Source organism: Ohtaekwangia kribbensis (assembly GCF_042676245.1).
GTDB lineage: Bacteria > Bacteroidota > Bacteroidia > Cytophagales > Cyclobacteriaceae > Ohtaekwangia > Ohtaekwangia kribbensis.
Genome location: NZ_JBHTKA010000007.1, coordinates 1,151,594 through 1,173,996, shown reverse-complemented (window position 1 = coordinate 1,173,996; position 22,403 = coordinate 1,151,594). Strand labels below are relative to the sequence as shown.

At 43.9% G+C, this 22,403-nt stretch carries 11 protein-coding genes; 5 read left to right on the top strand and 6 right to left on the bottom strand.

The window, feature by feature from the left end:
* Window positions 1–6: 6 nt before the first annotated feature.
* Both ACFQ21_RS19925 and ACFQ21_RS19920 read left to right on the top strand, forming a co-directional pair.
* Window positions 7–585, top strand: coding sequence for a Crp/Fnr family transcriptional regulator (locus ACFQ21_RS19925; protein WP_377581661.1), 579 nt, complete (start codon window positions 7–9; stop codon window positions 583–585).
* A gap of 76 nt (window positions 586–661) precedes the next feature.
* Entirely contained in the window at window positions 662–1,561 is a 900-nt protein-coding gene (locus ACFQ21_RS19920) for an SDR family oxidoreductase (RefSeq protein ID WP_377581658.1), read from the top strand.
* A gap of 57 nt (window positions 1,562–1,618) precedes the next feature.
* Here ACFQ21_RS19920 and ACFQ21_RS19915 read toward each other — a convergent pair whose 3' ends face one another.
* On the bottom strand, window positions 1,619–1,972 hold the full coding sequence (locus ACFQ21_RS19915) for a hypothetical protein (RefSeq protein ID WP_377581656.1): 354 nt from the start codon (window positions 1,970–1,972) through the stop codon (window positions 1,619–1,621).
* Window positions 1,973–2,328: 356 nt separating this feature from the next.
* On the opposite strand from ACFQ21_RS19915, the gene ACFQ21_RS19910 reads away from it, so the two are divergent.
* The 3 genes from ACFQ21_RS19910 to ACFQ21_RS19900 are packed head-to-tail and all read left to right on the top strand — an operon-like array spanning window position 2,329 to window position 7,823.
* The gene (locus tag ACFQ21_RS19910) at window positions 2,329–3,057 is read left to right on the top strand and encodes an ImuA family protein (protein WP_377581655.1); all 729 of its coding nucleotides are present in this window, start codon (window positions 2,329–2,331) and stop codon (window positions 3,055–3,057) included.
* Window positions 3,058–3,061: 4 nt separating this feature from the next.
* Window positions 3,062–4,555, top strand: coding sequence for a Y-family DNA polymerase (locus tag ACFQ21_RS19905; RefSeq protein WP_377581653.1), 1,494 nt, complete (start codon window positions 3,062–3,064; stop codon window positions 4,553–4,555).
* A 46-nt stretch (window positions 4,556–4,601) separates the two neighbouring features.
* Window positions 4,602–7,823 carry an error-prone DNA polymerase gene (locus ACFQ21_RS19900; RefSeq protein ID WP_377581651.1) on the top strand — a complete coding sequence of 1,074 codons (3,222 nt, stop codon included), beginning with the start codon at window positions 4,602–4,604 and terminating at the stop codon, window positions 7,821–7,823.
* 36 nt (window positions 7,824–7,859) lie between these two features.
* Here ACFQ21_RS19900 and ACFQ21_RS19895 read toward each other — a convergent pair whose 3' ends face one another.
* From ACFQ21_RS19895 to ACFQ21_RS19875, 5 genes are all read right to left on the bottom strand, one after another.
* On the bottom strand, window positions 7,860–8,168 hold the full coding sequence (locus ACFQ21_RS19895; protein ID WP_377581649.1) for a hypothetical protein: 309 nt from the start codon (window positions 8,166–8,168) through the stop codon (window positions 7,860–7,862).
* Window positions 8,169–8,297: 129 nt separating this feature from the next.
* The gene (locus tag ACFQ21_RS19890) at window positions 8,298–8,975 is read right to left on the bottom strand and encodes a DNA alkylation repair protein (protein WP_377581646.1); all 678 of its coding nucleotides are present in this window, start codon (window positions 8,973–8,975) and stop codon (window positions 8,298–8,300) included.
* A gap of 183 nt (window positions 8,976–9,158) precedes the next feature.
* Window positions 9,159–11,618: a TonB-dependent siderophore receptor gene (locus ACFQ21_RS19885; protein ID WP_377581643.1), complete on the bottom strand. Its 2,460-nt coding sequence runs from the start codon at window positions 11,616–11,618 to the stop codon at window positions 9,159–9,161.
* Between the two features lie 333 nt (window positions 11,619–11,951).
* Window positions 11,952–12,659 (bottom strand): DUF4198 domain-containing protein, encoded by a 708-nt coding sequence (locus ACFQ21_RS19880; RefSeq protein WP_377581641.1) that lies wholly within the window; start codon window positions 12,657–12,659, stop codon window positions 11,952–11,954.
* Window positions 12,660–12,970: 311 nt separating this feature from the next.
* Window positions 12,971–21,727 carry a glycine-rich domain-containing protein gene (locus ACFQ21_RS19875; RefSeq protein WP_377581639.1) on the bottom strand — a complete coding sequence of 2,919 codons (8,757 nt, stop codon included), beginning with the start codon at window positions 21,725–21,727 and terminating at the stop codon, window positions 12,971–12,973.
* Window positions 21,728–22,403: the final 676 nt, after the last annotated feature.

Here is a 22,403-nt window from a genome sequence, read left to right as displayed (position 1 = left end):
CAGTCTATGACTATCAAATTTGAATCATATCTACAGTCGCATGCTAACTTCAATGAAAGTGATTTGAAACGAATCAGTTCACTTGCTGAGCCCAGGGTATTACATCGTAACGACTTCCTGCTGATGGAAGGAGAGATTTGCCGTCATAAGACATTTATTGTAAAGGGTATGCTTCGTGTATTCGGTACACGTACGGATGGCAGCGAGCATATTCTGCTATTCTCCCCGGAGCACACGTGGACACTGGATGCTGAAAGTTATGACAAACAAATCCCTTCACGTTGCAATATCGCTGCTGTCGAAGAAAGTGAAGTCCTGATGTGGACAAAATCTGATTTCGATAAGCTTCTCGCGGAGATTCCTTTACTCAAAAGTCTTTCCGAACAACTTATATCACGGGCTATCCATAATAGTCGCCAGCGTTTGCTTTCCGCACTGGGTGCTACACCGGAAGAAAAATACAATGATTTCATTCGGGACTCGCCCGCACTCATGAAAAGATTACCGCTGCGAATGATCGCTGCTTACCTTGGTATCTCCCTGAAGACGCTCACGCGCATTCGTCACGCACAATTGCATCGCTGAAAAATATGGTCAAATGACTACGTTTTTTCGGAAGCGTTCGTAGCAATTTTGCGTTCAATAAAAATGGAATAGTTATATGCGTGTATTTGTTACAGGAGCCTCTGGCTTTGTAGGCTCCGCTATTGTTAAAGATCTGTTACAAGCCGGTCATCGTGTTCTCGGTTTAGTGCGCTCCGATAGCGCTGCCATGGCATTGACGCAACTTGGTGCAGAAGTTTATCGCGGTGATATAGACAATCCGGAAAGTCTAAAGCAAGGTGTTGCACAATGTGACGCTGTTATTCACACCGCATTCAATCACGACTTCAGCAAGTTCAAAGAAAACTGTGAAACTGACAGACGTGTTATTCAGGCGCTCGGTTCTGCACTGCTGGGTTCTGACAAACCACTCGTAATCACCTCCGGCATCGGGCTACTCCGCCAGGCACGTCCCATTGTCGAAAGTGATGTTCCTCCTTCTTCGGATCAAATTCCGCGTGCTGCATCCGAAGAAGCAGCAAATGCTGTGGCCGCTCAAGGTGTAAATGTATATATAGTGCGTCTGCCACCTACTGTGCATGACGAAGGTGATCATGGTTTTATCCCTATCATCATTGGCATGGCCCGCGAGAAGCAACAATCAGTATATATGCAGAATGGCACCAATCACTGGCCTGCTGTTCATCGCCAGGATGCGGCTAAAGTATATCGTCTCATCATCGAGCAACGTCCGAAGCAACGGGTGTTTCACGCGGTGGCGGAATCGGGTATTGATTTTCGAATTATCGCAGAAAGTATAGGCAAAGGATTGAATGTACCTGCCATCAGTAAAAGTCCTGAAGAAGCTCAAAACCACTTCGGTTGGTTTACCTATTTCGCTTCTATGGATTGCCAGGCTTCCAGCGAACTGACCCGTCATACCCTGGGATGGGAACCAACGGCAGCCAAACTTATCGATGATTTGAATTCCGGCATATACTTCAGAAACAATCATTAATTGAAATGATTGATCGGTATATAGCCAGTTCCAGTGAGCTGAGAACTGGCTATATATTTATTTAATAAATGCCACTACAACCATAATCGCAGTTGCGCCCGTAACACGAAGCGTATATGCTGGTACGGATGCAGGAATAATAAATGTTTCTGCATAATGATAGCTATACTCTGCGCCATTCACTTCCACCATCACTCCGCTCCCATCTACCACGTTAAGTACATTTACTTTACCATTGGTTACCACCACGACCTCTGATTTAATGCTATAGCGATGCACATCATACAGATGCTCTGCATGTGTAGGCAAATGATAAAGCGCATACGCATCGGACTCTGCTACAAGACGAGGCTTACTTATTAATTCACGACTCACCATTTCCCCCTTCCGCTCAAACGAAAGATTCTGCATACCGCGCGCTATGTTCAAGGGTCTGGGACTTCCATCCAGGTGACCCGGAGCCAGTCGTACATTTTAAAAGTATATATATACGGTGTCGAACTTATCTCCAGCACAAGATTGCCCGTACCGGATGCGTGCACGGTTCCCCGGGGGTATAAGGAAAAGTTCATGCTTGTGCGCAGGAAATAACTTTTCTATATCGATCGGTGCGCCCATTTGATGACTTGTTATCAAAGCTTTAATCTGTTGTCTCAATTTCAAATTTCACAGAAAAATGGAATTTCTTACAATAGAACAAAACTAATTAAATTAGATATAAAAACTAATATAATTAGTCATAAATTTGCAATACCAATTCGCTACAAGTGTCTCAACAGAAAGCCGATATTTTCGCAGGACTGCAGGCCGACATCCTTCGTCTTCAGGGTTTTAAAACTGTGCAAAACACAGTTTTGGAATCCGGCCTGGGCCCTTTGAAGTATGCTTTTCCAAACGCAACATTTCCGCTTGGTGCCATCCATGAATTTATATCCACAAGGCCTGAAGAGACAGCTGCCACCATCGGTTTCCTGAATGGACTGCTAAATATACTTATGGGTACAAACGGGGCTGTCCTCTGGATAAGTTCTTCGCGCATGCTTTATCCGCCAGCATTAAAGAGCTTTGGTCTGAGTCCCGATCGGTTTATCTTCATCGATGTACAAAAAGAAAAAGATGCGCTCTGGGCGTTAGATGAAGCACTCAAATGCAGTGCGCTTACTGCTGTTGTTGGTGAACTCCCCCATATAACCTTTACACATTCAAGACGCCTTCAACTGGCGGTGGAAGAAAGTCAGGTAACAGGTTTCCTGCTTCGCAATCAGCCACGCGCTGTTGGTACAACTGCCAGTATATCGCGCTGGTATATCAAGCCACTGCCAAGTGCTTCTATCGATGATCTGCCCGGTATAGGTTTTCCCAAGTGGAAAGTAAATCTTCAACGCATACGCAACGGCAAACCTGGCACATGGGATATACAATGGATAGACGGACGCTTCGTACCGGTATATCAACCTTCCTTTACCCTACAACAAACACAGCAACAGGCAGGATGATGATATGGCAAAGCGTTATGTTTCCATCTGGTTCCGGTACTTGACTACCGACTGGTTTACTCTCCGCCAGCCACCGCTTAAGACATTGCCCTTTGTATTGCGTGCGAGTGAACATGGTCGCATGATCATCACTGCTGTCAATGCTATAGCGGAACAACAAGGTATAACACGAGGCATGGCGCTTGCCGATGCGCGCGCCATGATACCTTCATTACAAGTGCTGGACGATAAACCTGATCTTTCAGACAAATTGTTAAACCGTTTGGCCGAATGGTGCATTCGCTTTACTCCCGTTGTAGCAAAAGATCCTCCCGATGGACTTGTACTTGATGCTACCGGTTGTTCCCACCTGTGGGGCGGAGATATACCTTACCTGCAGAACATCATAAACAAACTATATATCCGCGGTTATCATGTACATGCAGCAATGGCTGATACCATTGGTGTCGCCTGGGGTGTAGCACGTTTTGGTAATACTATTGTAATTGAACGAAGTAAACACATTGATGCGCTACTGCATTTACCACCGCAGGCACTTCGTCTCGAACCCGAAGTTGTAGAGCGTTTGCATAAACTTGGACTTCACCAGGTAAAACAATTTATTCGCATGCCCCGCACATCGCTGCGCAGACGCTTTGGCAATCACTTTATGATGCGACTGGTGCAGGCATTAGGACAATTAGATGAACTTCTTCAACCGATAGAAGTACCAGAGCTTTATCACGAACGTCTGCCCTGCCTCGAACCAATTGTTACTGCACCTGGTATAGAAATAGCACTGCAGCAATTGCTGGAGAAACTCTGCGCACGTTTACAACGGGAACAAAAAGGACTTCGCAAGGCTATATTAAAATGTTACCGGGTGGATGGGAAAACAGAACAGGTAAGTATAGGTACCCATCTTCCCTCCCATCATGTAGAGCACCTCTTCAAATTGTTTCAGTTGAAACTGGCAACGATAGAACCATCCTTAGGCATTGAGTTATTTATACTGGAAGCACCGGTTGTAGAGGATCATTACCCACAGCAGGAAGCCATGTGGCAAGGTACCGGAGGACTACACGATGTGCGCCTGTCAGAACTTATTGATCGGCTTGCAAACAAGATCGGTATACATACTATACATCGTTACCTGCCGGATGAACATTATTGGCCGGAGCGATCATTCAAGGCTGCAACATCGCTGCAGGAAAAACCAACCACATACTGGCCGGATACGCCACGACCGTTACAACTATTGAAGGTACCTGAACGCATTGATGTATCAGCACCTATACCCGATTATCCTCCGATGCTTTTCAGGTATAAAGGTAAAGTTATCACTATAGCAAAAGCAGATGGACCAGAACGCATCGAACAGGAATGGTGGCTACAGCAAGGCAAGCACCGAGATTACTACCGCGTAGAGGATGAAGCCGGCAATCGCTACTGGCTCTTTCGGCTCGGACATTATCATGAAAAGATATACCAGTGGTTTATTCACGGCTTCTTTGCATAACATTTACGAAATACAGGTAAAAATATAATATATATAACGAGTAAACATGAGCTATATAGAATTACAGGTAACAACAAACTTCAGCTTTCTGCGCGGTGCATCTCATCCGGAAGAAATGGTGGAGCAGGCTGTGGCATATGGCTATAAAGCTATAGCGATTACCGATCGCAATACATTTGCAGGATTGGTACGCGCGCATGTAGCGGCAAAGAAAAATAGTATTCGTATTATACCTGCCTGCCGACTCGATCTGCTCGATGGTCCGAGTCTGCTCACCCTTCCTACTGATATGAATGCCTATGCACGGATATCCAATTTATTGACTACAGGGAACATGCGTACTGAAAAAGGTAAATGTTCCCTATACAAAGCGGATGTATACCAGTATGCCGCAGGAACAAAGTTTATCGTTCTTCCACCAGACACATTGAATCCTTTTTTTGATTTTGATGATGCATTCAAAAACGCTGCACGTGAATATCGCCATGCATTTGGCGAACACCTGAGTATAGGAGTTTCACGCATTTATAACGGACATGATGCCAAGCTACTGCATCGCATTCATCACCTATCAAAAGAATTAAATATACCGATGGTGGCCACGAATGATGTACATTATCATAACGTTGAACGCAGGGAGTTACAGGACATTGTTACCTGCGTGCGTGAAAAATGTACTATACATACGGCAGGCTTCCGCCTGCATGCCAATGCCGAACGGTACCTCAAGCCTATCGAAGAAATGCACCGGCTTTTCCGGCAGTATCCGGCTGCTATCGAACAAACACAAATTATAGCGGCAGCCTGTACATTTTCACTCGATCAACTCAAGTATCAATATCCGAAAGAAGTTACCAGCGAAGGACGTACACCGCAGCAGGAACTTATACATCTCACCTGGCAGGGAGCAAAACAGATATTCGGAGAATCTATACCGGAGAAGATACAAAGTAATATAGCTTACGAACTCAAATTTATTGAAGATGCTAACTATGCAGAATACTTTCTTACGGTATATGATATTGTAAGATATGCGCGTTCACAAAAAATTCTCTGTCAGGGACGAGGCTCTGCTGCTAACTCTACAGTATGTTATTGTCTCGGTATAACATCAGTCGATCCCTCCAAATTTGACCTGTTATTCGAAAGGTTTATTTCCTCTGCCCGAAATGAGCCACCGGATATAGATGTAGACTTTGAACACGAAAGACGCGAAGAAGTGATGCAGTATATATATGATAAATACGGGCGGCACCGGGCAGCCATCATAGCAACGGTTACGCAGCAACATCACCGGGGAGCCATCCGCGATGTGGGGAAAGCGATGGGACTTTCCGTAGATACAATCCAACGACTCGCGGGATTAATCTGGGATTTCCGGGATGAAGGTTTTGACAAAGATCGCATTATCAGTCAGGGTATAAATCCGGATGATCCTACTATTCGAAAAGTATTACAGCTCACCGAGCAGTTCATGGGTTTTCCGCGCCAGCTCGGACAACACACGGGTGGCTTCATTATCACACAAGGAAATTTAGCAGACCTCTGTCCTATTCTCAATGCACGCATGGAAAATCGCACCAACATTGAATGGAATAAAGATGATATTGAAGCGTTGGGGTTTCTAAAAATCGATGTGCTTGCCCTTGGCATGCTCACCTGTATACGCAAAGCGTTCGATCTGGCCAAGCAACATTACAACCTTGATCTTACACTGGCCAATATACCACCGGATAAAAAAGAGGTATACGAAATGATCAGTCACGCGGATACCATTGGAGTATTCCAGATAGAAAGCAGGGCACAACAATCGATGCTGCCCCGCTTGCGACCGGAGTGTTTTTATGACCTGGTTATTGAAGTAGCGATCGTACGTCCAGGGCCCATCCAGGGCGATATGGTGCATCCCTATCTGCGCAGGCGCAATGGCGAAGAGGACGTGGAGTATCCTTCGCCTGAGCTTAGAGATATACTTCATCGTACGCTAGGGGTACCGTTGTTCCAGGAGCAGGCCATGAAGATTGCTATTGTTGCTGCTAAATTTACACCTTCCGAAGCCGATGATCTGCGCAGAAGTATGGCAACTTTTAAAGCCAAGGGCAAGGTTTCATACTTTCAGGATAAACTCATCAAAGGCATGACCGGCAATGGTTACACCCTGGAATATGCACAACGCGTATTCCGGCAACTCGAAGGTTTTGGAAGCTATGGATTTCCCGAGAGTCATGCTGTAAGCTTTGCGCTATTGGTATATGTATCCTCCTGGATAAAATGTTACTACCCTGATATATTTGCCTGTGCCCTGCTCAACAGCATGCCTATGGGGTTTTATCAGCCTGCTCAAATTGTGAGCGATGCCCGTAAACATGGCGTGGAAGTATTACCGGTCGATATAAATTATTCTGATTGGGACAATAAACTCGAAACAAAATCTGGTAAATATTGTGCGCTTCGCCTTGGCTTTCGTCAAGTAAAAGGTTTGCGCGAAGAAGATATGAAAGCATTGATGCAGGCACGAAACAACGGATATACTTCTATTCATGCATTGCGTGAAACCGGACTATCCGAAATTGTACTCGAAAAATTAGCGGATGCTGATGCATTCCGTTCTATCGGGAATGACAGGCGAAAAGCCTTGTGGAATGTGTCTACGCAAGACTATCAGCCGCGCGCATTGTTCTCTAACCAGGTGCAACAAGATATAGCAGAAGAAAATATAGCGCTTCCGGAAATGACACCTTCTGAGCATGTTGTGCATGATTATGCTACAACATCGCTATCGCTGAAAGCACATCCGGTAAGTTTTGTAAGACACTCGCTGGAACAACTACGCATTCGCACTGCATCTTCACTGGAGTCTGCCAAAGATGGAGACTACGTAAAAGTAGCAGGACTTGTACTTGTACGACAACGTCCTGGTACGGCCAGTGGTATATGTTTCATTACTATTGAAGATGAAACCGCCACGGCTAACCTGGTGGTGTTCAAAAAACTTTTTGATGAGTATAGAAAGGAAATCATCCAATCCAAATTACTCATGGTAGAAGGTAAGCTGCAACGTGAAGGCGAAGTGATACACGTAGTTGTAAAACGCTGCTATAATTTATCAAGACTGTTCAACAAATTAACGGCACCTGCGCAAACTGAACTATCGCTCGAGCCACGCTCACGGGCTGATGAAACTACCTCTCCGTTCTTTCCAGGTAAATCCCCTGAAAACAAAATGATACAAGGCAAAATATTTCCGGAAGGAAGAAACTTCAGGTAGCAAACCGCTATATATACCCTGCTTCCGGATTTAGTGTTATACAATCCTTGATTCCGAATACAGATCGTATGCAGCGACCAGTGACTCCCGGCCCACGGCTGTTCTGTACATTTCATATTGACCGATTTCGTCTCGCTGTTCTACATAAACCGGGCAATAGTTTGATTCGTACCCATCCCAAACAATCAGCAAATAATTATACCGTATCTTGCTTTGCCTGCCATTTTCTAACCAAAGATTAAAAACCTCTTCATCCAGAGATTTCGGAAAATCTGCACCATCAAACATAAAAAGATTATTTGGGAGAAAGTTAGGCAAAAGGTCAGCATTTGCCAATGAAACCATGATAACCTTACAATCATGTAACATCAGACTTAGGAAAAGCACTTTAATCCAACACGGCCTTTAGCCCTGCCGTTGTGCCGAACATAAAACTTGTAGTATTGGGGTTCTCAAGATATACTATATATTTTATCAGCTAACTTTATCTGCGTTTCGACTTACCATTTCTTTAATCCAGATCGGGGCAAAAGGTGAAGTACAACCTTTTGAGACAGGATAGTCGCGATAAATGCCCAGTGATTCACCTATATCAATAGCTCTCCTGCGATGTTTAGGGAAATGAATTCCAATCTGTGCCAAGGCTGAGTTCATAGTCCACTGTACTTCAAGAGGAGCAACAGCCATCTCCGACTCGATTCTGTCGAGAAGCTTTACAATATCAAGACCTTCGGGCTCACGCGCTACCCGACCACTGGTAAGGCTCCATCCTGCCCTGGCGGTCCACGGATTCTTTGAGTTCATCCACTTTTCCCGGACAGTTTCTTTTTGAGGATGATCCTTCAAAACATACGCATTGAACCATTCGGCCTCTTGCACAAATGCGATGGAGTTTACAAGTTCACCCAACTCCTGTACTGATAATTTCTTTGGCTGAATGATCAGCGTTGCAAGTAACCGAGCATCTATATTTTCAGTCTTCCACAGCTCCAAAGCCAGATCATGGTTTGACTTGATTTTGTTACCGAGCGTGCGAATGTCACCGAGCTTTACACCAAACTGATTTTTACCGGCACCATGTTTTACATTTTGTGCAAACATCTTTTCGTTTGCCATTGCCTTGAGTGACGCGAGCGTTTCTTTTAGTGTCATAGCAGATAATATAGTTGTTTATCATTCAAACGATATACCAATGAATAATAACTTCCTTTCAAAATTATAGGAATTACCGAGGACTACTCTCATACTTTAGTACCAACTTACAAAAAGGCATAAAAAAAACTGCCTGCCAGTATACCCGGCAGACAGTTACCAACGAAAACCAAATGTTATAATTTAGAAGCTATAGGTTAAGCTTAAGCGAAAATTGCGAGGTGCTTCTGTTTGCCAGCTATAGGTTGGTGACACTTGTCCGTCTCCACCGTTCCATGGTTGAGGACCATCGTACATCCAGTCTTCATACGAGCCGCTGTACAGATATTCATCGAGTACATTGAACACATTCAGAGTAATTTTGATTTTATCCTGCTGCCAGAATATACCGGCATCAAGCTTGAAATAATCTTGCAGATCTTTATCCGTTGAAGGTGCGGGTGTCCAATAGGTAGCGCGGTCCATTAATTTGGTAAAGCCACCGGATATACCAAGACCTTTTAATACACCACTTTCAATCTGATAGTTGAGCCAGGCGTTGATCGTATGCTTGGCAAAACCAGGCACGATCGATCCTTCCGTCGGAGACGTTACGCCCTCCGCTACTTTCGTTACACGTGAGTCAGTATAGGCATAGTTGGCTGTCATCGTGAGTCCGGGCAGGATCGTACCACGAAGATCAAACTCTATACCTTGTGCGCGCTTCTCACCGAGTTCAATACTCATGCCTGAATTTGGATTGCCAGGATCTGCTGTGATCTCGTTGTTCTTTAATATCCGGTAGAGTGAAAGCGTAGTATTCCATCCGCCTGTCCAATCTTTCTTTACTCCTATCTCCATGTTGTTACCCGTGATCGGTTGAACTTTCCGTCCACCTACAAGCGTACCACTCTGCGGAACAAATGCCTGATCGTATAGTGCATACAGGGAGATTTGCTCATTGATGGATGCACTCAAACCAACACGCGGTGTAACATGATCAGCTTTATCAGGCGCTCCACCGTAAGATGCTTGTTCGAGATGCGTATAGCGACCAGCCAATGTAAGTCTCAATTTGTTATCGAGGAAAACAAGTTCATCCTGTACATATACACTGGTATAGCGTTGTTCAAGTATACCTCCCGAGAGTTGAGCACGCTGTTCCAGCGGCATCGAGCGATCGAACTCCGGGTATCCGGTGACGGGTATGCCCAGGTATGGATTCTTCGGATCGAATGGTTGCTCCTTCGTGTCAAGATCAAAAGACTGTCCCCAGTCAGCGAGATATTTTTTATTGGCAATGTCCAAACCAGCCAATACACGATGACGAATGGAGCCTGTTGTTGCTTCACCATTCACGAAGAGTTGTCCCATTGTCATCGTACTCTTCGCATCCCAGATGCTGACACGGCGAACACACGTACCATCCTGATATATAGTGCTATCGTTGGGCCACATCGAAGCACCAACCTGATTATACATGAAACGTGCTACCTGTCCGGTAACTTTCCAGTTGTCGTTAAACGAATGCTGCAGGTTTATATATACACTGTGATCATTCATTACACTTCCCGGTATACCTGCGGGAAGCGATGTAAAGTCAACAGGAAGCGAAGCATATCCGTCTTTTGAGAATACATAGAATGAGCCCACGTTGCTCATATTCGCGCGTTGGTATATATACTCCAGCGTGAGCTTGGTTCTATCGTCCAGTTGGTAAGAGATTACTGGGGCTATAGCATATCGGTCGTTATACTCATTTGCACGATGAGAGTTTTTGTTTTGTGCAGAAAAATTGAGACGATACAAAAGTTTTCCGTCAGCAGTCATCTTTCCATCAAGGTCAAGCGTGGCTCTGAACAAACCATAGCTGCCCGCTGTAATGGAAGCTTCTCCTTTCGTAACTCCGGTAGGTTTCTTGGTTACAACGTTATACAATCCGGAAGGATCTCCGCTGGACAACATAAAGCCGGCCGGACCTTTCACAAATTCGATATGATCTACAAATGACATATCTTCCGTGAGCGGTCCCCAGTAGGAATTCACAATGTTAAAGCCATTGCGAAATGCCTGAAGTTGTGAACCGCGTGCACTGATATTGGTATACATATCACCCCAGTGTTCGGCACGCGTAACACCACTCACATTACGAATAAGGCCATCACTCATACTGATGATCTGTTGATCACGAAGTACATCACGTGTAACTACCTGTATATTTTGAGGTGTCTCCATCAGGTTGGATTGCAAGCGAAGGGTCAGTGAAGGCTTGTCAGCCTTGTAGCCTTCATACTTACCATATATCTCAATCTCCGTCAGTTGTTCAGAGGTTTCATTGAGTGTGATGGTGAGCGATGTGCTCTCATTAGCACGAACCTCCACAGGCTGTTCAATGGGATCGAAACTTATAAAGCTTGCCACCAGCATATATGAGCCGGGCGAAACACGTTTAATCTCAAATTTACCTTCTGCGTTTGTAGTTGTTCCTTTGTTTGTGCCTTTCAGCACCACGTTAACGTACGGTGCGGCACTGCCGTCCGCAGAGGTTATCGTTCCGTTAATGCTTCCGTGCTGTTGCTGTGCCAGCACTGTGATGTTTAGCAAGCAAAAGATGGACAGTAACACTGTACACGCCATGCCTGTAAAGGGGTAAAATCTTTTCATGCGATTTGGTCATAATTAATTATGCAAAACTACATTTGGATTTATGTGCATGACAATCGCTTTTGAAAGTGAAAAATATACCCTTTTGCAGGTATCTGTATTTATCAACAGAAGGTATAAATAACAACGGGAGTCATTTTTAATACATATATTTTTAATACATATAGACTATACTAACTGAGGACAATCAATGTGTCTAAACATTTATTATACTACACTCCGATTCTGTGAGTCATTCAATATTAAAAGTATATATCCTGAAGTATATAAATAAGAAAACCTCCAGAACATGTTCACTCAGGAGGTCTGTCTTATTAGAAATAAAATTTAGTTTTACAGATCAAGTCTCAACGTGGCGCAACGCCAGATGTGTTCGTAAGCAACGTTAAAATGACTACCGGTTTCTCTGGAAGTATAAAATCCTTCGAGAGCATAGGTACCTTTCCAAAGCGGTTCGATTTCCAGTACACCGTTTTTATCTGTCTTGAAATTCTTGCTCCAGCCGGCAGGCCCAAAAACAGTAATTGTGATATCAGCGGCAGGTTGTCCTTTGTAATACGCTTTAACAATTCCAGATTTACCCTTGCTATTTTTTACAGGCTCAAGATATAGCTCGTTACCAGGCACACTCTGTGCCACTTCCTTTGATTTACCAACAGTAACGGCTGCACTCGCATTGAACTGATAGATATAGCCACCATCAACTTCTTTCGCATTGTGACTGGTTGTGAGTATATATACACCTTCCTGATTGGGTATGAACGTTGCCATATAGTGGTCTCCTGCTTCGGAATAGCTAAGCTGTACTTTCTTACCATCGGGCGCTACCAACCAAAGAAGAAATGTATTCACATCCGAATACCATTTATTGGTCTTCTCGAATTCATTTTCAGCATACTCTCCATAGAATATCTTTACAGCATGAGACTTTCCAAGCGCGCCCTGAGGTTCTGCTTCAATCCATAAAGCATGCGCAAAACTTGTTGAATTAAAAGCAAGCATCAGCAGTGTCGCAAGAATGAGATATCGGTAGAGCTTCATAAATGAAATCTTTGTTATTGGGTTATTAGACTTTTATAAAACACCAAATATGAAGCAGTATGCAAGTCGAATCAATTAATTCGTACATGAGTTTCAAAAAATACCCGGATGAGGTTATTACCATCACCATTAAAGGGGATTTCTTCTTGGTTAAGAATACCGCGTGTGTACTAGCCGATTACAAAGATCGATGTAGTGATCAGGACACTATATTCCACACTGCTGTATATCTTATTGAATGCCCTACAAAAAGAAGACCTCCTGAATGTGTACTCAGGAGGTCTGTATTCTGCATCAGCTAATTTAATAAATTATTTATCTGTTACGATCAGTTTCCGAACAAAGCCTGAGTCACCAAACTTCAGAACATATACACCTGATGTCAGATTGTCAACAGATACTTCACCAGTAGCATAACCGGTATCATCTACAGACAACGTAACTTGCAATTGCAATTTCCCTAACTGATCAAAGAATGCTACCTGCATTTCTGTTGTACTGGTTACACCTTCCATTTCGATTTTTATAGTGTTACCCGCTGTAGGGTTAGGGTAAACATTCAGGCGCGGTGCATCTTCACTTTCGTACTGTACCATCACAACATCGGAGTAAACAACATTACCATCGAAGTCAACCTGCTTCAATCTGTAATATGTTTTTCCTACCGCTAGCTTCTCGTCAATATATATATACTGCTGAACATCATTCGTAGTACCATGGCCATCAACCTGTCCTATCGCGGTAAATTTCCGTCCGTCTCGTGATTTCTCAATGTCGAAGTAATCATTATTAAATTCATTAGCGGTCTTCCATTTCAATTCTACGCCACGCGTGATTAGTCTTGCAGTGAAAGAGAGTAACTCTACTGGCAAAGGACTGTTCACATCCGTAGAAGCAAGTGTCTGAGGACTAAAGTTAGTCATGTTGGTTACCGTTACAGATCCCGCAATGTTTGTTCCGGACTGCGAGAATGTACCGCCAGAGGTTGGAGGCAAGTCCCACTGCGTTCCATTCCATCGCGCTACACGTAAGCTGGTAACATCACCAATATTTGGAGGTATATAACTTCCTGTATTGTATGTAAGCGTAAGGTCTGCAGATGTTGAACCAGTTCTGGATATCATCCAGTACTCAAAGGCACTAACTTTATTGATATTGGTTGTGTTCATGGTGGTGTTCGAGTAACCATCCAGTGACGAGCTGTGATCAAAATATTCAAAGCTCCAGGAATCTGTAGAACTTGTGTTGGCAATAGTTGCCGGTCTATATTTCGATGAAGGAACACTTCCCAACGGAGCAACAAAAGCTCCTGCCGCTGAGATTGTTTTAGTCATCGGTCCGTCAACAAAGCTGTTAGCTGATCCTCCGGTTACATTCGCTGTTCCAACTGCCAGGACGTTGTTAGAAGAAGTAATAACATTACCAGCAATTAATGCCAGTGAATTAGTTATAGAGGTGGTACCCGTTCCAGTAAGGGTAACATTATTTGCTCCTTTATCGATGACTAAATCATAGAACGAGTTTGTACCTGTTACGGATTGATTGTTGTTACCATCAAAGGTAACGGAACCTGTACCTTCAGTAAAGGTACCATCGTTAGACCAGTTACCGGCAATCGCTATATCTGCATTGTTCGCGTCATTGCTGAGGGTAGTACCAGCTGCTATTGTCAAATTACCGTTCACAACAATATCAGATGCTGTCATGGTAACTGTACCTGTTGAACCTGCATATATACTTATGTTATTATATGTGGTTCTGTTGTTCATAGTCATTGGAGCAATATATTCGATGGTACCTCCACCTGATGATACAAAGGCTGTATAATTACCCGCAGGCAAAGTATTGGTACCTGTTCTCATAGTACCTGTTCCACTAATTATACCCAGGTTATGTCCAGTTCTTGTACCTACATATAGTAATCCATTGATCGTTGTTTTATAGGCGCGTCTGCCGTTTGAATTGGTATTTATGCGTGCTCCGCTCAGTACAACAACCGGCACTCCGTTAGGCACAAAAGCAGATGCGGCCCCCATCCCTGTTGGGTCAGCTGTCCAACTGACTGCTGATGTCCAGTTACCTCCTGTACCCGGGTTTGCAACCGATGCTGTCACCAACCGACTGTATAATGGAAGTATTGGATTAGGTAATGTATTTACTGTACCTACCGAATAATCATAGTAATTACCAGCTGAAGGTAAATTGGTAGTAGGCGTTGAAATAAAAGTCATATGTGTAGCATCAGCACTACCTCCATGTCCACTTGTTGTCCAGCCCAGAGGATCTGCATTTCCATCCAGATACCCGGCAACTAAAGCGCCTCCCGATCCTGCCATGAGCGAAGATGGATAGGAGTATGTATGGTCACCACTTGCTGTAGCATTGAGTGTGCTTCCACGCGATACAATCCAATAGTATCTTAAGATTTGTTCAGTGCTATTTTGATTGTATGTAGGGTGAGCACTATTAACAGGCGCTACTGATAGTGTTCCTGCACCGGTTACATTCAGTGAATAAGAAACAGGCGTATAGTTAGTAGAAGATCCTATCTCATACACGAAAGTCTGTCCAGCTCCCACACCCCAATTTTTTACTACTCCCAAATCGCCAGATACACCGTTCGTTCTTATATAGCCGATGGATGATGCGTTCGCTACTGATGCATCTACATCAAAAGTAAGTTGATATGATCCTATATTGAAATAGCGTGTGTTAGAAGAAGGAAAAGTAAGCACGCCTTTTATAGTAGCATTACCATTAACTATAATGGATTTTAAAGCTGCCGTTCCTCCTAAAGTAATATTCGTAAACGAGCCGTTAGAGCTGTTAATAGTATTACTCAGAGAAGTTGTAGAGTAAATCAGAATAGACCCCGCTCCGACTTGTGAACTGTTGTTGGTAACACTTGTCCGCACGTCTAATGCCAATGGACCTACATCGAGAATACCGGAAAGAATGTATAAATTCTGTAAGATTGGTGACGTACCTGACAGAGTCAATGTAGTACCTGTTGTCTTGTTTACCGTAAAATTATAAAACGAACTGCTGGATGATAACTGTGCTGCCTGTGCCACTGTTCCGTTGAACGTGGTGTTATTAGTTCCCCCGGTATAAGTTCCACTACAAATCAGATTTCCTGCAATAGAAACATCCAATGAGTTTGTAATTAAAACAGAAGGCGTTGGTATCGTTAACGTTCCTCCTATAACTAGGGGATTTGAATACATGCGTACAGTTTGCGCATTGCTGCCTCCGCCATTTTGAACAGTTAAGTTACCAATAGAAGGAGCAATATTTATCCTGAAATTACTTTGCGTTGTAGCGGTAGGCAAACCAACCGTAATTGTACTGGTTGAAGCCACATTACTGCTAAGCGGATTGATAAAGACATCTGCATACCCGGTACCTCCGGTTTGACGCTGAACATTAAGTACGCTAGTGCCGGTCATTGTAAAACTACTTCCCGTGTTAGCATCAATTTCAAATACACCGCGTGTGTTATTTGAATTGCGTCCGCCAACCGTTACAGTTCCTCCGGTTTGGTTGTATACCAGTGCTCCTGTAATCGTAGTTGTCGATCTTCTGATTGATCCGTTTACATTTAATATACCATTATCTGCGACCTGGATGGTCGGTGTTCCTGCCGAAGCATATTCAATGTCATTACCGCTTGTTCCGCCCGCTATATTTACTGTTCCTGTTCCGGTTACAGCAAGTGTTCCGGTTAACAGCAAATCAGCGGCATCACTTGCATTGGTTAATATGTTAACAGTACCCGCACCAACTTGCAGTTTGGCTGTAGCCGGTATTGTAAATGTAGTTGCCGTTGAAACCAATGTATAGGTTTGTGCATTATTAAAATATGCTGTTCCATTCGTTAATGTAAGCCATCCTGAGTTCGCTGCAGTCACTGTACCACCAACATCAATTGTGAGTGTTGGTGTTTGTGATGTACCCTTGTTAACGATGAGTGTTGCAAGTGTCGTTCCTCCAGCACCAGTTCCGGTAAATGATGTGTTATTACTTCCTGTAAAGGTAAGAGCAACTGTTCCTGTGTTGTTATAGTTGACTGTACCATTATTGGTAAAGTTACCAACTACAGAAAGTGTATGCGTTCCGCTGGTAGTGTTAAAGGTTCCGCTGTTTGAGACATTCCCTCCAACTGTCAATGCATTGTTACCTGCGTTGGTAAGCGTAAATGTACCGGAAGATATATTGAAATCTTTAGTAATTACATTCGAATAGGCTCCCGAGTTTGTTACTATACCTGTACCGGTTTGTTGAACCCAGTTATTATATATAGTCAGACCAGTCTTAGGCAAATATATTGTATAAGCCGATCCGGGATTTATAATCAAATCATAGTAAGAAGTTAAATTCAGGGATTGAGGTGCCGGACCAACCGATGGAATTTCATATCCCATATTAGCAGCATTCAAAGTGTAAACTCTGCTACCGGCTCCTCCGAATAACGAACCATTGAAAGTAATTGTATTTCCCGATACATAATCTCTGCCAGGTTGCGTAACCGTAACGGATGTAATCGTATTGGCTGCACTGACCACAACGGTAAATCGTGCTCCTGTTCCGGAACCATTCGTTGCACTGGCCGTAACGTTGGTATAAGTACCAGTTGTCATTCCGGATAGTGTTCCTGAAGTGGCCGTCAATGTACCTGGTCTTAAAGAGCCATTGTTGGTAAATGCATACCATTCAACAGTTCCCCCGGAAGAGCCTATAAAATTAGTAAAGTCTCCGGCAGGGAAGTTAGGCGATCCTATTCTTAAAGTACCTCGGCCGGAAATCACTCCACCACTACCGGCTCCAAAGTTAAGTCCTGTTTTATCGCTACAGTCTAATGTTGAACCTGTATTGATTACTAATGATCCTGAACCAAGACCATGGTTGTCCATCGTAATGGTATGATTGACAGCAGCTCCATCACCAATAATAACCGGACAACTTGAACATGGAGCTGTAGTAGCATCTACTCCTATATGTGTAGCACTGTGCGTCCATGTACTCAGACTGCTCCAAGATCCGTTCGCTTTGCTATAGTACGTTTTGATAACATCAAATGCAACAGCATTACCGCAGGTATATTCACCATCCAGGCGATCACCAGAAATCGTCCATCCGCTGCCTGTATTAAAAGTAGGAATTGGAGGAGTCGTTGTCGCATTGAAAGTAGTTGTGTTGTTATAGCCCCAGGTGTTTGAAGTTCTGTCGAAACGTGCAACTCTGTAATTAGCCGTAGGATTATTTTCTACGGCAGTGCTATAATCATAACTTAAATGTGTAACCGCTGTTATACCTGAATATCCTGAACTCGTAACATTCCAATAGTATTGTACGCTTTGACCTGTTGTTGCTACGTTAGGATGCTCGCTGTTCACAGGTTTCACCGTTATCGTTCCGTGCGTTGATGCCGTAACATTGATCGTGTTGGGAGTGTACAACGTACCCGTACCAACCGGGAATAACAAATTACCGGCTATACCTTGACGCGTAAGACCTCCTGCATTGTGTAAACCACTGGTCAATATTCGCTTCGTATTATTAAATACTACACTCGTTCCCGCATCACTATATATATTCCCTAAAACAGTAAGGGCGTAAGAAGCAATATTCAAAGTGGTGTTTGTATTCAGCAATCGTAACGTTCCTGTTACCGTCTGAGCACCTGCAGTAGCTACAGTAGCATTTGCACTGATCGTCAAATTTCCGAATGTGCCATTTGTACCACCGATTGTATTTGTTCCCGTATAGGTAATGCTACCAGTACCAGTTGATGTATGTACAGCATTGTTAGTAAGACTGGTCGTTACGGTTACAGTTGTACCACCATCGGCAAGTGTTCCTGATGTTAAGGTTAACGCATTCAATGTAGCAGGAAGAACGGGACTTGTCGTACCTGCAAGCGTCAACACGGTACCTGTTGTTTTATTCACAACCATGGTAGTGTTAGCCAATGTTGAAATAGTTCCGTTGTTGGTTAACAGCTGAGCGCCTGTACCGTTGAATGTAATGATGCTGGTACCCGGAGTAAAGGTAGCACCATTGCTCACGGTAAAATTTCCACCGATCGTAACATTCTTGCTGTTACCATTCAGCGTTGGTGTGTTAGCGCCATCTATATATATACTTCCCAACACCGTAAGCGCACTATTCAACACTGCGGTTCTGTTGTCGGTAGTTCCTTCTCTGTATATATTGATATTACCAAGCGGTGCTGTTGAATAGATCGTAAAGTTATTGGAACCACTCAACGGACTTGGACTCGTGCTGGGAGCAGTTGGCGATGTATTTCGTGGAATGTATACATTTATAGTACCGCCAGTCACACTATAATTAGCAGATGTACTTTGTATGTCCAATCCGCCTGCTAATGCACCTGAACCGCTAGCTCCGCTCGTAGGAGAACCAATGTTAATGGTACCTCCCGACATCTGGAAAGATGAGTTTGTGTTTCCTAAAGAGAAACGTGCAAATTCATCCGTATACCCTCCTATACCATCGTCAGGTCCTGCTGTTGCCGGTGTACCGTTGTAACCTGTTGTTCCTACATACACATTACCACCTGTTTGCTGATAGGTAAATATACCTGTTCCGGTTGCAATTGGTCTGTATTGCCAGATCTTAACAACAGTGTTAGTTCCTTCTATAATTACACTACCACCTGCAGCAGAACCAATACCTCTGGAGAAACCTCCATCGAACGTACTACCGTTGGATACTCTGAATAATCCGTTAGCTAATAAGCGCTGGTCTTCGTTGGTTCCAGAAATATTGGTAGTGAGTGTAACGCTCACGTTCGGACTGTTCAACCACAAAGCAGCCGTTTGAGGAATAGCGAAAAGATCGGATCCTATACCTGCTGTACCGTTCTCAATCAACGTAGGAATTGTTAATGTACCGGTAAGCTGAAGTGTACCATTGACAAGTGAGAGCGCACAGTTTGAATAACTGGTTGAACTTGAACCAGTGCTGAATCGGTTAGCGGGTCCAAACAATTTCAGGTTAGATGCTGCCGATGAGTTGATCGTTAATATAGCTTGCTGTCCAGTCCCTTTGTCCACAATCAGGCGATAGAAATTTGTCTGGTTGTTACAAGTAACGGTTTGATCACCCGCACCACTGAACGTAACGTTAACAGCGTTTCCTCGTAAGGCTGCGTTTAATACTGTTGATGAAGTATATGCGCTTGTAAACGGTGCCTGCGTTGGATCAAAGAATTGTATAATACCGTTGTTAATAATATTCCCATACATAGTAAGACTGTGCGGTGAAGCTGATGCAGAGTTACCAGTACCAGCAGTAATTCTTCCTCCGCTGGCTACAGTCAAATTACCATTAAGTGTAATGGTTCGCTGAGTATTCGAGTTGTTGTTGATTTGCCATGTAACAGTACCTGCACCGGTTGTTGACAAATCGAAAGTACTGTTCACAGTAAGATCACTTACTTGCACATAGGTTATCCCTGCTCCTGTGCTGTTCGTCATCTTCAATTTATTATACGTTGTGAGCGTAGTCGGCAGGTTTCCACCTATATCATAATATTCAATAGTACCGCCTACAGTAGATACGAAGTCAGTATAAGTACCTGTAGGTAAATTGACACCTTTTATTCTAAGCAAACCAGCACCTGTAATAGTACCTAAATTGTGTCCTGTTGTTATAGACATATCCAGGATACCGCCACCTTGAATTGTTGTTGTTGACAAAGTCTGGTTTGAGACATTCACAGTTACCGTAAAGCCGTTCAGAATAACAATCTCTTCATAAGCACCCGGATAAACGTTGGCCGGGTTGTCGAATGTAGAACCAGAAGGATCAAGCGTCCATGTATTGAAGTCATTGTAGTCACCTGTTTGATAAGAATACCAGGTATTACAGGATACAACTGCTGCCAAAGTTGAAGGTGTACACGTATTATCCGTAATGACAGATATATTTCCGTTTTGTCCCTGCAATCCGGCAGTAACTGTAATTGAAGTTGTATTTTGTCCTGAAGTAATTGTCCAGCCTGTAGGCACTGTCCACGTATAGCTGCTCGCACCACTTACTGCCGCAATGCTATAGGTTAATCCTGTAATTGATGGACATGTAGAAGTTATACCGGTTATAGCACCAGGCGTAGATGAGCCTGCATTAACAGTAAATGTAGGTGAAGTTGTATTGTAGTTATTACCATTCGTCACAACAACATTTCCGGTAGACACACCGCTTGCGGGCACCGTTGCCGTGATTGATGTAGCGCTGTTCACTACAAAGGGAACTGAAACACCGTTGAAAGTTACTGTAGAAGCACCTGTAAAATTGGTACCCGTAATATTCACATTTGCACTGGCACCATCACACATTTTGTTAGGTGAAATTGCTGTTACTGTTGGAGGCGTAACCCAAGTTATAATCACGCGTCCTGCTGCTCCGTTTCCTCCGTTTCTATCCGTGCCGTTATTCACAAACGCACCGCCACCGCCTCCGCCAGGAGCAGTTCCTGCATTTCCTGCACCACCTGTATTTCGTTGTGGTCCGCCAGCTCCACCAGAGTTTCCTCCGGCTCCGCCTGCTGCGCCTATAAGTGCTGTTCCATTGGCTCCATTACCACCTGCTGCCAATATATCTCCTATGCTGGAAGCAGTAGAACCTGCACCACCTGCAGCTCCAAGTGCACCATTCGGTGCGGCTCCGCCAGCTCCACCTTGCGCGAAAATTGTTCCCGCTGTATTAAACCATGATGGATTGCCGGCTACACCTGCAGCTGCTGTACCTGTGCGGGTTGCCCCAACGGTAACAGTATAAGTTGTTAGTGGAGTAACTGTTAACACTGAACTCGCATAGGAACCACCGGCACCTCCTCCTCCTCCGAGGACCGTGCTTGCAGTGCTACCACCACCAGATCCACCGCCACCCCAACATTGAACGGTCACCTCAGTCACACCAGCGGGTGCAGACCATGTTGTCGTAGTATTGTGTGTTACCGTGGACAGAGATTGTGAAAAACTCGGTGTACAAAGCAATGCGCCTAAAGCGATACTTAATGCCAAGCCAAGTGTTGTTTTCATAGATATAAATCAATAACAAGTTGTAGTGTGGGGGGACATAAAAGTAGAAGAATTGAACGTAACACTAATGACGGTAATTGAACAACGATACTAATCGCTCGGTTTTAGATGTAATTTTTAGACTGCCTTCAGGATGGCTTGAAAGGATTTTAGCGCACTTTGCCTCCGATTTCTGCGCTTTTATCTGCGAAAGCTTTCTGAACAGGCCCTAAACGCGGTTTGAACATTTAAACCTGTTTTCCAAATTTGATCAATAATGTCAATGTGGGAGCTGCTTTTGTCGCGGCATTTCGGGTGATTGACGCTTAGATTTGTTCAGCATCTAGACATTTTCCGGAGAAAAGTGTGCAATAAATGGTGCAACATTACATGAGCAATTTCCTAACATGAATAGAATCCCGTCTTTTGGCCGTGCAATGCACGTTCACCAATATTTTCATCACTTTGGCGAACATTGACCTCCTTTAAAAGAGCGATAAAAGGGGTGTGATTCCGTCCCATCTTCCGCGCTATTTTCCGCAAAATTACGTTTCAACACGGAAATTTTTAGAGTTGCGACAATAACAAGATAACCGAAAAATTGGTAATTCTTCATAAGACGGAAAATGCCGCGCGCCAACGATGAGAAACATTTCTGTCGGGGTTTAATCCAGAGCAATAAAATAAAGCCAAACAC